Genomic DNA, 14,156 nt, shown 5'->3' with positions numbered 1-14,156 from the left:
AGAGTATTGTAATTTAATTAATTTGTACAAATTTACTTGCAATTTCAGGATTTCCGTTCACCACAATTGTTAAATCTTGATCTCCATCTACAGTAAAAGTGGTTTCGTCATGATTTACAGACACTTTAAGAATTTGATTTCTAAAGTTTATTTTAAAAGAATACCCTTTCCATTCTTTTGGAATTTTTGGAGCAAAATGCAATTGATCATTTTTTACTCTCATTCCACCAAAACCTTCTACGATACTCATCCATGTTCCGGCCATTGAGGTAATGTGACAACCTTCTTCAACTTCTTTGTTATAATCATCAAGATCAAGACGAGAAGTTCTTAAGTAGAAAGTATAAGCCATATCCATTTTATCTAAATGGGCAGCCTGAATCGAGTGTACACAAGGCGAAAGTGAACTTTCGTGAACGGTAAAGGATTCGTAAAATTCGAAATTGCGTTTTAGTTCTTCTTTACAAAAATGATCTTCAAAGAAATAAAAACACTGTAAAACATCGGCTTGTTTGATATAAGGCGAACGTAAAACACGATCCCAAGACCATTTTTGGTTGATTGGACGCTGAGATTTATCTAAATCTTTTACCGGAACCAGATCTTTGTCTAAGAAACCATCTTGTTGTAGATAAACTCCCAATTCTTTAGATTTTGGGAAATACATATTATTGGCTACTTTTTTCCATTCCTGAATTTCAGCCTCAGCAAGATTTACTTTTTCTAAAATGCGTTTGTGATCTGCAGGATATTCTGCAGCTACTTTTTTAATTTGTTCCTCAGTATAATCAATACACCATTTTGCAATATAGTTGGTGTAGAAATTATTATTGATGTTGTTTTCGTATTCGTTTGGACCTGTAACGCCAAGAATTACGTACTGATTTTTTTCTTTAGAGAAAGAAGCTCTTTGGTGCCAGAAGCGTGCAATTCCAATTAAAACTTCTAATCCTTTTTCAGGAATATAAGAGTAATCTCCGGTGAAACGGTTGTAGTTGAAAATCGCAAAAGCAATCGCACCATTTCTGTGGATTTCTTCGTGCGTGATTTCCCATTCATTATGACATTCTTCACCATTCATCGTAACCATTGGATACAAAGCTGCACCATTTTTGAAACCTAAATTGTCTTTGGCATTTTCTATCGCTTTGTCTAATTGATTGAAACGATACGTCAATAAATTACGTGCAACTTGCTGATCTTTTGTCGCCATGTAAAACGGAATACAATACGCCTCAGTATCCCAATAAGTAGATCCGCCGTATTTTTCTCCTGTAAAACCTTTTGGACCAATATTCAAACGAGAATCTTTTCCTAAATAAGTTTGGTTTAACTGAAAGATATTAAAACGAATTCCTTGTTGTGCTTTTACATCGCCATCAATTGTAATATCTGACATTTCCCAGATTTTTGCCCAGGCATCAATTTGATTTTGAAGTAAAGCATCGTATCCTAAATTAAGGACAGCTTTTATAGTTTTTTCGGCTGCAGCCAAAGTATTATCGTGGTTTAAAGAAACGGTATATCCACCAATTTTCTGAATTGCTGAGGTTTGTCCTTTAGCAATAATAGTTCCGTAAGTGTACTGAACTTTATCTGCCGTTGAATCGATTGTAGAAGGCGAAACATGAATGTCTTCATTGTTTGCCAAAATCGTATTTTGCATGAAAGTCGTAACTTTAAAATGCGTTTTGAACGTTTGAGCCGTTACAAAAGCTTCGTTTGTACCTTTTTTAACTTCCAGAGGCTCCCAGAATTTTTCTTCCCAGTTGGCATCTTCATTCGTAACTCCGGCATCTACGTAAGGTTTATAAACAATTTTTGCATCTTTGTTTAAAGGCGTAATTTCGAATTTGATAATTCCGGCTTCATCCAGATCCAAAGAAAGAAAACGACGAATGTTTACGGCAATTTCGGTTCCGTTTTTCAGCGTAGCTTCAAAAGAACGATTGTACCATCCTTCTTTCATATTCAATTCTCTGCGGAAGTTTCTAACCTCGGTACACGTATTTAAATCAAGATTTTCTTCGTTGATTTCAACGTCAATTCCAATCCAGTTTGGAGCGTTTAATACTTTTGCAAAATATTTTGGATAACCGTTTTTCCACCATCCCACTTTGGTTTTGTCCGGATAATAAATTCCGGCAATATAACTTCCCTGAAAAGTTTCTCCAGAGTATGTTTCTTCAAAATTGGCGCGTTGTCCCATAGCACCGTTCCCGATACTGAAAAGACTTTCAGACGACTTTACGCTGCTGGCATCAAATCCTTCTTCTATGATGGACCAGTTGTCTGGTTTTATATAATCTTGATTCATTTTTTCTTTAATTAGATAATTGGGCAATTAGATAATGTGTCAATTAGGTAATGAGATAATTACTTTTTTGATCGATTTCTAATTGCTGATTGTTTTACTATTTTGATTGATGATTTTTAACTGTTTGTGAGTTTGTTTCAATTGGATAATTCAGTTGTAGTGAATTATCTCGTTTCTAATTGACGCATTCTCTAATTATCACATTTTCTAATGAATTAACTTGTCGATAAAGCTTTCGTCTATTACCGTAAAATCTTTAAAAATGTATTGGGCTTCATGTAAAATTGTTTCCTCACCAATTCCTACACTTACCATTCCGCCAATGTTTGCTGCCTGAATTCCTGCAACAGAATCTTCGAATACAATGGCATCTTTTGGATCAATGTTTAATAACTGAGCCGCTTTCAGGAAAACTTCCGGATCCGGTTTGGCATTGGTAACGTCGTTTCCGTCAACAATAACATCGAAATACGAAATGATTCCTGTTTTCTCAAGGATTGGCCTGGCATTTTTACTCGCAGATCCCAAAGCAATTCCCTGATTTTTTTCTTTTAATAGTTGTAGCGTTTTAAAAACTCCCGGAAGAATCTCACTTTCATCCATATCAACCAAATAAGATAAGTAATCTTCATTTTTTTGAATCAGCCATTTGTCTTTGTCTTCCTGTGAAGCCTGAACATTTCCTAATTCAAGAATTATATCTAACGAACGTACACGGCTTACACCTTTTAATAATTCGTTATTTTCATGTGTAAAATTTATATTTAATGCTTTTGCAATTTTCTGCCAAGCTAAAAAATGATATTTGGCGGTATCAACGATTACGCCATCAAGGTCGAATATGAATGCTTTTTTGTTATGCATGAATTTCAATTTTAGTTCTACTATTTACTCTAAGGGTTAGTAATCCGGCGAATATCATGGATACTCCTCCAATTATTAAGGCATAAATAGGTTCGTTATGAAAGAATTGTTTGATTACAAATCCTAATATTGTTGCGGCTACAATTTGTGGTATTACTACAAAAAAGTTAAAAACTCCCATATAGTAACCCATTTTTGCTGCCGGTAAAGCGCCTGATAACATTGCATATGGCATTGATAAAATACTTGCCCATGCAATACCAACTCCCAACATTGGAAGAATCAGCATTTGTTTATCACCAATAAAATAAATCGAAATTAAACCAACACCTCCAGCACATAATGCTAATAAATGTGTTGCTCTAACACCTACTTTTTTTGCAATAATTGGCAATAAGAAAGCTACTGCAGCTGCGACTCCGTTATAAACTGTAAATAAAACAGAAACCCAGTCGGCAGCATCATTATATACTTTAGAAGTTGTATCTGTTGTGCCAAAAATATGTTGTGTAACTGCTTGCGTTGTATAAATCCACATCGAAAAAAGTGCAAACCAAGAGAAAAACTGAACCCAGGCCAGTTTTTTCATTGTCACAGGCATACTCAATAAATCGCTCATGATTATGGTGAAACCATTATGAACTTTAGATTTTCGTAGTTGTGATGCAATGATGAATAAAATTCCCATAAAAACTAAACCTATGAATAGAATGTATAATTCTTTTGCAAGGCTATTTTCGAAAATTAAAAAGGATACCAATGCACCAACTATTGTCAATAGTAATCCTAAGGAAAATTGTCTTTTGATATTGCTATTAGATTCTGTCTCAGAATTTATAATAATATCTTCTTTGTTTTTGTTTTGAGCTTCAAAAGCATGTAATTCTTCCGGAGTATATTCAGTTGTTTTAAAAACAGTCCACAGGACAGAAAGCAAAAAAACAATTCCGCCAATATAAAACGACCATTTTACAGAATCAGGAATAATTCCTTCAGGTGCAGTATTGCTTACGCCAAAAACATTTGTAAAAAGATAAGGTAAAACAGAACCTACAACAGCACCAGTTCCGATGAAAAAACTTTGCATTGCGAAGCCCAGAGTGCGTTGTTTTTCGGGTAAATTATCACCAACAAAGGCACGAAAGGGCTCCATTGATACATTTATCGACGCATCCATTATCCATAAAGTACCTGCTGCAATCCATAAAGTTGGTGAGTTGGGCATTATGAACAATGCGATTGAAGAAAGAATTGCTCCAATTAAAAAATAGGGGCGACGTCTTCCTAAACGAGTCCAGGTTCTGTCACTAAAATAACCAATTACGGGCTGAATTATTAATCCTGAAACTGGAGCAGCAATCCACAAAATAGGGATTTCATCAATTTTAGCACCTAGGGTTTCAAAAATTCTTGAAGTATTTGCGTTTTGCAGTGCAAAACCAAACTGTATTCCCAAGAAACCGAAACTCATGTTCCAAATTTCCCAGAAACTTAATTTACGCTTTTCCATTATCGTAATTAAAAAATTAATTAGACGATAAGCGCTTTGCTTATCAAAACTTACTTATGGTTTCGAAGTAAAAGTAAAAGCTTTGAGCAGGCGTAAAAGTATAAATTATTTTTTTAATTCAAATCATAAAAAAACCATAAATAACATTTATGGCTTTAGAATGTATTGATTTTAAGAAAATTAGTCAGTAGATTCTCTTTCTATCAGATGTGTTTCTATAACTTCTGTAGTGTAATTTTCGTTTTCTTCATCGTCGTCATCATGCTCAGCTTCGAGTCTTTCGATCAGCATTTTAGCTGCTTTATTGCCCATTTTCTCACCACTCTGGCTTACCGTAGTAATGGTTGGGGTAGAATATTTAGAAATAATTCCGTCAGTAAAAGCAATTACCGCAAGATCTTCAGGAACTTTAAGTCCCATTTTATTGGCTGTTTTGATAATGGTTACGGCAAAAAGCTCGTTTACAGCAAAAACAGCATCAAAAGCTCTGTCGTGTAAAAGCTGGCTAATGGTAATTTCGCAAGTATCTACATCTTCAATTTTAATGATCAAATCTTCGTTGAATGGTAATCCGTTGTCCAGAAGTGCTTTTTCGTAACCATCGGTTCTTAGTTTTCCAACACTTACATAGTCGACAGTAGTAACAAGCGCAATCTTTTTTCGGCCATTATCAATCAAACTTTGAACGGCTTCATAAGCGGCAGCTTTATCATCAATAATTACTTTATCACATAAAATATCATTGGTAACGCGGTCGAACATTACAACCGGCATTCCCTGATTGATCACTTCGGTAATATGGTGAAAATCACCTTTGTATTGGGTTTCTTTAGAAAGAGACATGATAAAACCATCGATACTTCCGTTGGCTAACATTTCCATGTTTAGGACTTCTTTATCGAAAGAATCATCAGATAAACAAATGACAACACTGTATCCATTTTCGTTTGCAACCTGCTCTATTCCGTTGATTACGGTAGAGAAAAAATAATGTACAATTTCCGGAATGATAATACCAATACTTTTGGTTTTTCGGTTTTTTAGACTAAGGGCAATGTTGTTGGGTTTATAGTTGTAAAACTTTGCAAAAGCCTGAACTTTAAGACGCGTTTCTTCTCCTATTTCTAAGCTGTTTCTGAGTGATTTTGAGACAGTTGAAATAGAAACATCAAGTTCCTTTGCAATCTGTTTTAAGGTGATTTTACGTTTCATGGTATTTGTTGAAAAAAATCTAATTATTAATAAAGGTATCTTTTATTTTTTGATTTGTCATTTTTTGACTGAAAAGATTACAAAAAATAGAAAGTTTTCAACACTATCACGTTTTCGTAACTCAATATAAATTGTCTCTGGTCGAGCACGTTAATAAATTCATAATTTTGAAATTCGAAGTAAAATTAAAAACTTAACTAACATTCAAAAACTCAAACTAATTTAAACAAAAAGTATGAAAACAATTTACAAAAAGTTGTTATTTTTATTCCTACTGTTACCGTTTAGTGTACTAGCTCAAAGTACCTTAACAGGAACAGTTGCCGATCTGGCAACGGGGCAACCAATCCCGGGAGTAAACGTAAATGTACAGGGTGCTCCAGGCGGATCATCAACAGATTTTGACGGTAAATTTCAGTTATCTAATTTAAAAAATGGAGACAAAATTTTGGTTTCATTTATTGGATACAAAACGTCAACTGTAGTTTTTAATGGTCAAAAAACTATATCGATTTCTTTAGAAGAAGATACCAATCAGCTTAAAGAAGTTGTGGTGCAAGTAGGTTACGGTACTGTTAAGAAAAAAGATGCTACAGGTGCGGTAACGGTTTTATCTGCCAATCAGCTTAATAAAGGACCGGTTGGTTCTGCAGATCAGCTGCTTGTAGGTAGAGCTTCTGGAGTTAGAATTACTACAGATGGTGGTATGCCAGATGCAAACCCAAATATTAGAATTAGAGGTGGAAGTTCATTATCAGGAAATAACAATCCGTTGATTATTATTGATGGTGTGCCAATTGATAATACCAATCCGGCAGGAATTTCTAATCCATTAACATTGATAAACCCTAACGATATTGATTCGTTTACGATTTTAAAAGATGCATCAGCTACTGCTATTTATGGTTCAAGAGCATCAAATGGTGTGATCATTGTTACGACTAAAAAAGGTGTTAGTGGTGCTCCAAAATTTACTTTCTCGTCTAATATAACTATTGGTAAGGTAAATAATCCTGTTGATATGATGACTGGAACTCAATTTACTTCTTTTATGCAAAAGTATCATCCTGATTACACCAATTTATTAGGTGTACCTGATGGTAGTGGTGCGCTTGATAATCCGGCAACTCCTCAAATCGAAGGAAGAAAGTTGTATAATACAGACTGGCAGGATTTAATTTACAGAACCTCTTTCTCTAGTGACAATAACTTTAGTGCAAGAGCAAACTTATTTGGTAAAATTCCATTTAGAGCTTCTGTTGGTTATGCTAAAAATGAAGGTGTTGTAAGAACAAATGATCTTGAAAGATATACAGGATCTATCAAACTTTCACCGGTTTTATTAGATAATCATTTGAAAATTGATGTGAATGCTAAAGGTATTTCTGTTAAAAAGAATGCTATAGATGCTGATGCTGTTATTGGTAGTGCTTTAGGAATGGATCCTACTAAACCGGCATATGCAGATCCTAATTCACCAAATAATATATTTGGCGGATATTATCAGTTGCTTAATACTAATAAATCTATCAATGGAGCACAAAATCCGTTAGCAATTTTGAATCAGAGATCTCGTCCTGAGGAAGTTCAGAAATTATTAGGAAACATTGAATTAGATTATAAAATGCCATTTTTGGAATCTTTAAGAGCTGTTGTGAATGGTGGTATCGAAGCATCTAAATCAAAAATTAGAGAGTCATATACAGATAATGCTCTTCAGACATATAAGATAGATAATTCTGCAGCGACAACTCCTCCAACTTATGTGTTTAATCCAGGTTTAAATTATGCCGAAGATCAAACTGTTACGAATAAAACATTAGATGCTTATTTTGTATATAACAAAAGTTTGACAGGATTTGTAACCAGAGTTGATGCTCAGGCTGGTTATTCTTATCAAAACTTTAAAACTGACGGAACTAAGGAAAATTATAGATATAGTACCGTAAATGGTTTAAGAGAGTTAACTCCAAACCCGGCAAATAATGCTAATAACAGATATTATAACGAGAGAAACTTACAATCGTTTTTTGGAAGAGCTAATTTTGATTTAGTAGACAAATATTTATTTACGTTTACTTTAAGAGCAGATGGATCGTCTTTGTTTAAAGAGGATAAAAGATGGGGTTATTTCCCAGCAGCGGGTGTGGCATGGAGAATGAAAGACGAATCATTCTTAAAAGATTCTAAGACTTTTAAAGACTTAAAATTAAGATTAGGTTACGGTATTACAGGACAACAGGATATAACGGGTGTTGCGGGATCTTATCCTTACAGTGCGTTATTTGCGCCAACTAGTACCTCAAGTACTTATATTCCTGGAGTAAATGGTTATTCTGCTAAACCTTATAACGAGAATTTAACATGGGAAAAGACAACGACTTATAACGTAGGAATTGATTTTGATCTTTTTGAAAAAAGTATTGTTACCGGTAGTATCGATGCTTACCAAAAATATACAAAAGATTTACTTTCTGTAGTTTCAGCGGCTCCAGGACAAGCTTTAACAAATGAGTTTGTTGCTAATGTAGGAAGCATGAAAAATAAAGGTGTCGAAGGAAACTTAAATGTTAAAGTGATCAATAGTGAGGATTTCAATTTATCTCTAAACGGAAACATTGCTTATAATATTGGTGAAATTACAGATTTGAATAACAGAACTACAAACGTTGATAATGCATCAGGTATTCCGGTAGGAACAGGACAAAAGATTGCTTACAATACAGTTGGTCAGCAACCTTATTCGGCTTGGGTATTTCAACAAGTTTATGATTCAAACAACAGACCGGTAGAAAATGCTTTTGTTGATAAAAACGGAGATGGTGTTATCAATGATAGCGATAGATATTATGTGGCTTTAAGACCAAACTGGACCTATGGTTTAGGATTAACAGCTTCGTACAAACAGTTTGATTTATCAACGACTTTCAATGGTCAGATAGGAGGAAAAGTGTACAATGCAAGAAAACTTCAGTCTGGATTTATTGATAAGGCATTGCCTGCAAATTCAACTAGTTTAACGAATGTTTTGAATACTGAATTTGATTTTCAAACTATAAACGGAAACGTTCCATTTTCTGATTATTACTTAGAAGATGCAAGCTTTTTACGTTGCCAGAACATAACTCTTGGGTATAATTTTGACAAAGCAATTAAAGGTGCTGTTTTAAGATTGTATGCTTCAGCTAATAATGTATTTATTGTAACTAATTATACAGGGGTTGATCCGGAGAATTTCAATGCAATTGATAATAATTTCTATCCAAGATCAAGAACTTTCAGTTTTGGTCTGAATTTAGACTTTTAATAAAAAAATATAAAGATGAATCAATTTAAATTTAAGATTATAGGAGCTGCTTTTGTTCTATTCTTATTCACTGCTTGTGTAGATGACTTAAATACAGAACCAAAAGTAGAATTGACATTGGATAAGCTTTTAGAGCAGGATCCAAATGCTGTAGACGGTTTAGTTTCTAAAATTTACGGAACTTTTGCTCTTTCAGGTCCTGATGGCCCAGATTCTTCAGATATTACTACAAAAGATAATGGAGAAGCTGCTTTTTTAAGAAGTATTATCAACTTACAGGATTTCTCTGCAGATGGTATGAAAAACCGTTGGGGAGATGATGGTTTAGATCAGTTAACAACAACAACTGGGTGGAATGGGAATAATAAATTCTTTAGATACTTATTCGACAGGGCTTATTATACTATTTCTCAGTCAAGTAATTTAATTAAAATTTTAAAAACATCTAAAGCGAATATTCCGGACAGAGAAAACCATATTGCTGAATTGCGTTTTTTAAGAGCCTTATCTTATTATTACATTACAGATTGTTTTGGTAAAGGAGCTATTACGACTGAAGATGATATTAATACTTCTACTCCAAAAAAGGAATCAACAAGAAAAGAACTTTTTGCTTTTATAGAGTCTGAATTGAAAGAAGTTGAAGGTACTATTACAGCAACAAAATCTTACGGTAAAGCAGATAAAAATGTAGTAAGAATGCTTTTGGCAAAATTATACCTAAATGCAGAAGTGTATACAGGAACTCAAAGATATGATGATGCTTTATTGTATTCTAAAAAAGTAATTGATGAAGGCGGTTATACTCTTGCTCCAAGTTTTGCAAGTGTGTTTTCAGGAGACAACAATACTTCACCGGAAATTATCTATACTTTAATTGCAGATGCTGTGGTAAGCCAGGGTTATGGTAACACAACTTATATCATCAATGGAAATTTAAGTACAGAAACAATGAATCCTAATAATTATGGTGCAACTGATGGTTGGAGTGGTCATAGGGCTACAAAAGCCTGGTACGGACTGTTTAATAATGGAAATCTTGTTGATTCTCCGGATGACAGAGCAAAATTATTCTTTACAACAGGACATTCGTATGAAATGAATGATTATAAAAAATGGACAGACGGTTATCCTAGTGTAAAATTTACAAACAAAAACTTTGTAGGAACTACAAATGCAACAAGTTTTGCGAACACAGATTTTCCTTTGTTCAGATTGTCTGATGCTTACTTAATGTATGCTGAGTGTGTTGTAAGAGGAGCAAGTGGAGGTTCTGCAGGATTAGCTTTAGAATATGTGAATAAAGTGAGAACAAGATCACATGCAGGAGAAATAAATGCAGGAGAATTAAACCTTGATTTCATTTTGAAAGAAAGAGGTAGAGAATTGAACCTTGAAGGACACAGAAGACAAGATTTAATTCGATTTGGAAAATTCACTGGAGGATCTTACTTATGGCCATGGAAAGGTGGAGTAAAAGATGGAGTTGCAATTCCTGAAACTTACAACTTGTACCCAATCCCTACAAGTGCGTTACAGGCGAATTCACAGTTAACTCAAAATCCAGGTTATTCATCTTAATACGAGAAATATGAAAAATATATTAAAACTAAGTGTATTTGCACTGTTATTTATATCAGCTACAGCTTGTGATTCAGATGATGATCTTACTGTAGTTACGCCATCAAAAGCAGCTGTACTGGCAATTCCTGCCGAAGGATCAGTTTTTGTTCTTGATAAACTAACACCTAATGAAGTAGTTGCGACCTTTACATGGGATGCTGCGCAATATGGAGGTGCTCCAATGGCTATAAGTTATGAACTTCAAATGGCAAAATCAGGAACAGACTTTAAAGATGTAGTTGTAGTTTCTGTAACAACAACAAATAAGGTAGCGGTAACAAGTGGAGAACTTAATGCAGCAGCGCTTAATGCCGGATTAACGGCTTTTGAATCTCAAGATGCTGATATTCGTATTAAGTCATATGTTGGGGCAAGAGGTATTGTTCAGTATTCAAATGTGATCAAAATAGCTGTTACTTCTTATTCTGCCTGGGACAATTGGGGAATGATTGGTTCTGCAACGCCTAATGGATGGAATGATCCGGATACTAATCTAGAGTATGATTTAGCAACTAAAACATACTCCTATACAGGACCACTGGTAGTTGGGGAGTACAAATTCAGACTTGACGATAAATGGGATACTAACTATGGTGATGATGGTAATAATTTATCATTAGAAGCCGGAGGTGCTAATATTCCAGTTACTGTTGCAGGAGATTATACAATCATTGTTGATTTTATTGGAAAAAAATACACGATTACAAAAAACTAATGTTTTCTGATAATTAAAAAAAGGGCTATCTCTTTGAGATGGCCCTTTTTAAAATATACTTGCTAAGTAAAGATTTTGGTTTGGTTAGTAATGCAAAAGGGCTGTTCTATGTAATATAGACAGCCCTTTTCTCATTAATCGTAGTATTATTTCTCTTTGTTGTATTCTCCAATTACGGCAAAATAGCCAAAAGTTCCCAATCCTAACACAATGAGAGGAGTAAGAATAAAAAGGATAATGATTCCAAATACTAAATCATCCTGTTGGTCTGACAGGAGTTTGGGTAAGCCAAATTCGAATATGCAAAAATAGGCCGCTGCAACTGCAAGGATAATCCACAAAACACCTAAAATTTGTTTGATCGCATTCATAGTTTATAATATTAAAGGTGATTAGTTTTATTTTTATTATCGATATAAATCATTCCAATTACAAAACAGACTGAAGCTATAATAATAGGGTACCAAAGTCCGTCGAGATAAAATTCCGCTTTTCCGGCTGCTTTAGAATGCGTTACAAAATAGGTTGAAATAGCAGGAAGCAAACCTCCAAAAATCCCATTACCAACATGATAAGGCAGAGACATTGAAGTGTATCTGATTTTTGTTGGAAACATTTCGACCAAAAATGCCGCAATAGGTCCGTATACCATCGTAACAAATAAAACCTGAATGAAAACTAAGAAAATTAAAGTCCACTCATCGCTTGAATTGATAGTAATCGAAGTGGTAATCTGAGCATCTTTTTTGCCTGAAAAATGCGTCTTTTTCTCTAAGAAAGAAGTTCCGTCTGAATATTTTTTATGTGTGGTATAGATAGAATCGTTGTCTTTATTGACCTCGATTGTTTCTTTTGTGGCCTGAGTAAGTTCAGTTTTGTAGCTTACATCTGTGGTATTGTACATCATTTTATAAATAGGCCTGTAGAACAAAATGGCAAGAAGCATTCCGCCCATCATGATATATTTTCGTCCTATTTTATCACTCAGCCATCCAAAGAAAATAAAAAACGGAGTACCTAATAATAATGCAATACCTAGTAATCCATCGACTTGCGAAGAATCGATATTCATTACGGTTTTCATGAAACTCATGGCATAAAACTGACCGGTGTACCAAACAACACCTTGCCCCATTGTGGCTCCAAATAAAGCGAGTAACACAAATTTAAGGTTGTATCGGTTTCCGAAACTTTCTTTTAGAGGATTTGTACTTGTTGTACCTTCTTTTTTAGCTTTGGCAAAAACCGGAGATTCGTCCATGTTTTTACGAATTAAATAAGAAACACCCACCATAACAATCGAAACCCAAAATGGTACACGCCATCCCCAGGAATCAAAATCTTCAGGAGAAAGTACATTTTTGGTGGCCAGAATAACCATTAACGAAATGAATAAACCAACCGTAGCTGTAGTCTGAATCCATGACGTCCAATATCCTTTTTGTCCAACAGGAGCATGCTCTGCAACATAAGTTGCTGCCCCGCCGTATTCTCCACCAAGCGCTAATCCTTGTAATAAACGCAGAATCAATACTAATAAAGGAGCCATAAAACCAATCGTTTCATAACTAGGAATACAGCCTATTAAAAAAGTAGAGCCTCCCATTAATAATAAGGTAGCCATAAAAGTATATTTTCGGCCAATAATATCTCCGAGTCTTCCAAAGAACAAAGCGCCAAAAGGTCTCACAACAAATCCGGCAGCAAAAGTGGCTAAAGTCGATAAAAAAGCCGCGGTTGGATTATCGCTAGGGAAAAATTTAGTTGAAATTACAACCGCCAAACTCCCAAAAATATAGAAATCGTACCATTCGATCATAGTACCCATTGATGAGGCTGAAATTACTTTCCAGATGCCTTTTGTAGAAGTTTTACTCATAAACTAATTTGTATACTTGGTAATAATTAAAATTATTAAATATTTTTTAACGAATATAAAAGATAATTTTTTATTTAATTGATACTTTTTTAACAAATAGTGTTTATTTGTTGATTTAACATTTATTCAGTAAATCAAAGCTTTATAAATTGAATAAGTTATAGTTTGCAACAAATGCTCAAGGCCTTTAAAATAAAGAACTCTTGCTTTATTACGAAAGAAAACACTAGTTTTGCAGCTCAAATTTTAGAACAGAAAATGGTTGTCATATTGATACAATATTGACATTAAAAGGGAATTTGGTGTAAATCCAAAACTGTCCCGCAGCTGTAAGCTCATTAACTGAAACCCTTTAATACGTCACTTTTCATTTTGAAAGGGAAGGCTGGGTGTAGGGAGCAAGTCAGAAGACCTGCCATTTTTATAGTAATAAATAGCTTTCGGGGATTGAAGCTTGAATTAAGAACAATACATTTCACTTTGTGTGATCATGTATGGTTTAATTATTCTATTCTCGTAAGCCAAAAATAGAGTTTATGAGATTTTTTTTCTGCAAATATGATATCGTCAAAACAATTTCTTTCAAGATGTTTTTCTACGCGATTCATTCTTTTTCTTCATTAAAAAAAAATCATTAAAACGTATTGTTGTACAAGATGTTGCTTTTACAAAAGTTTATTTATATAACTTTTGAAAGGGTAAATTGTATTTCGATTTAAAGATTTAAGT

At 34.2% G+C, this 14,156-nt stretch carries 9 protein-coding genes and 1 riboswitch; of the genes, 3 read left to right on the top strand and 6 right to left on the bottom strand.

Features of this window, described 5'->3' with window-relative positions; all coding sequences use genetic code 11:
* Positions 1-13: 13 nt before the first annotated feature.
* The 4 genes from ACIDC4_RS22700 to ACIDC4_RS22685 all read right to left on the bottom strand — a co-directional run bounded on the left by ACIDC4_RS22700 (position 14) and on the right by ACIDC4_RS22685 (position 5,903).
* A complete protein-coding gene (locus tag ACIDC4_RS22700) occupies positions 14-2,317 on the bottom strand; it encodes a glycoside hydrolase family 65 protein (RefSeq protein ID WP_412045285.1) in 2,304 nt (767 codons plus the stop codon).
* Positions 2,318-2,524: 207 nt separating this feature from the next.
* The gene (gene pgmB, locus ACIDC4_RS22695) at positions 2,525-3,181 is read right to left on the bottom strand and encodes a beta-phosphoglucomutase (RefSeq protein WP_412045286.1); all 657 of its coding nucleotides are present in this window, start codon (positions 3,179-3,181) and stop codon (positions 2,525-2,527) included.
* On the bottom strand, positions 3,174-4,691 hold the full coding sequence (locus tag ACIDC4_RS22690; RefSeq protein ID WP_121322626.1) for an MFS transporter: 1,518 nt from the start codon (positions 4,689-4,691) through the stop codon (positions 3,174-3,176). Before ACIDC4_RS22690 ends, pgmB begins: the two co-directional genes overlap by 8 nt.
* A gap of 180 nt (positions 4,692-4,871) precedes the next feature.
* Positions 4,872-5,903 carry a LacI family DNA-binding transcriptional regulator gene (locus ACIDC4_RS22685; RefSeq protein ID WP_230034766.1) on the bottom strand — a complete coding sequence of 344 codons (1,032 nt, stop codon included), beginning with the start codon at positions 5,901-5,903 and terminating at the stop codon, positions 4,872-4,874.
* 235 nt (positions 5,904-6,138) lie between these two features.
* On the opposite strand from ACIDC4_RS22685, the gene ACIDC4_RS22680 reads away from it, so the two are divergent.
* From ACIDC4_RS22680 to ACIDC4_RS22670, 3 genes are read left to right on the top strand one after another with little or no spacing between them, the layout of a single operon-like run.
* Positions 6,139-9,210, top strand: a complete 3,072-nt coding sequence (locus ACIDC4_RS22680; protein WP_412045287.1) for a SusC/RagA family TonB-linked outer membrane protein — start codon at positions 6,139-6,141, stop codon at positions 9,208-9,210.
* 15 nt (positions 9,211-9,225) lie between these two features.
* Complete coding sequence (locus ACIDC4_RS22675; RefSeq protein ID WP_412045288.1) at positions 9,226-10,791, top strand: RagB/SusD family nutrient uptake outer membrane protein; 1,566 nt, start codon at positions 9,226-9,228, stop codon at positions 10,789-10,791.
* A gap of 10 nt (positions 10,792-10,801) precedes the next feature.
* Entirely contained in the window at positions 10,802-11,548 is a 747-nt protein-coding gene (locus tag ACIDC4_RS22670) for a SusE domain-containing protein (RefSeq protein ID WP_412045289.1), read from the top strand.
* Between the two features lie 146 nt (positions 11,549-11,694).
* On the opposite strand, the gene ACIDC4_RS22665 is transcribed toward ACIDC4_RS22670, so the two are convergent.
* Together ACIDC4_RS22665 and ACIDC4_RS22660 are read right to left on the bottom strand one after the other, a co-directional pair.
* Entirely contained in the window at positions 11,695-11,919 is a 225-nt protein-coding gene (locus ACIDC4_RS22665) for a DUF6814 family protein (RefSeq protein ID WP_412045290.1), read from the bottom strand.
* Positions 11,920-11,930: 11 nt separating this feature from the next.
* Positions 11,931-13,427, bottom strand: a complete 1,497-nt coding sequence (locus ACIDC4_RS22660; RefSeq protein ID WP_412045291.1) for an MFS transporter — start codon at positions 13,425-13,427, stop codon at positions 11,931-11,933.
* A 242-nt stretch (positions 13,428-13,669) separates the two neighbouring features.
* Positions 13,670-13,861, top strand: a riboswitch (cobalamin riboswitch).
* The last annotated feature ends 295 nt before the right edge of the window (positions 13,862-14,156 follow it).

It is taken from the genome of Flavobacterium sp. C3NV, from assembly GCF_046825355.2.
Classification (GTDB): domain Bacteria; phylum Bacteroidota; class Bacteroidia; order Flavobacteriales; family Flavobacteriaceae; genus Flavobacterium.
The sequence above is the reverse complement of the archived record's forward strand: the minus strand, read 5'-3'. Positions and strand labels throughout refer to the sequence as shown.

Coding starts and splice junctions, on each gene's coding strand:
- ACIDC4_RS22700 (WP_412045285.1), bottom strand. CDS start 2,317: ATGAATCAAGATTATATAAAACCAGACAACTGGTCCATCATAGAAGAA.
- pgmB (WP_412045286.1), bottom strand. CDS start 3,181: ATGCATAACAAAAAAGCATTCATATTCGACCTTGATGGCGTAATCGTT.
- ACIDC4_RS22690 (WP_121322626.1), bottom strand. CDS start 4,691: ATGGAAAAGCGTAAATTAAGTTTCTGGGAAATTTGGAACATGAGTTTC.
- ACIDC4_RS22685 (WP_230034766.1), bottom strand. CDS start 5,903: ATGAAACGTAAAATCACCTTAAAACAGATTGCAAAGGAACTTGATGTT.
- ACIDC4_RS22680 (WP_412045287.1), top strand. CDS start 6,139: ATGAAAACAATTTACAAAAAGTTGTTATTTTTATTCCTACTGTTACCG.
- ACIDC4_RS22675 (WP_412045288.1), top strand. CDS start 9,226: ATGAATCAATTTAAATTTAAGATTATAGGAGCTGCTTTTGTTCTATTC.
- ACIDC4_RS22670 (WP_412045289.1), top strand. CDS start 10,802: ATGAAAAATATATTAAAACTAAGTGTATTTGCACTGTTATTTATATCA.
- ACIDC4_RS22665 (WP_412045290.1), bottom strand. CDS start 11,919: ATGAATGCGATCAAACAAATTTTAGGTGTTTTGTGGATTATCCTTGCA.
- ACIDC4_RS22660 (WP_412045291.1), bottom strand. CDS start 13,427: ATGAGTAAAACTTCTACAAAAGGCATCTGGAAAGTAATTTCAGCCTCA.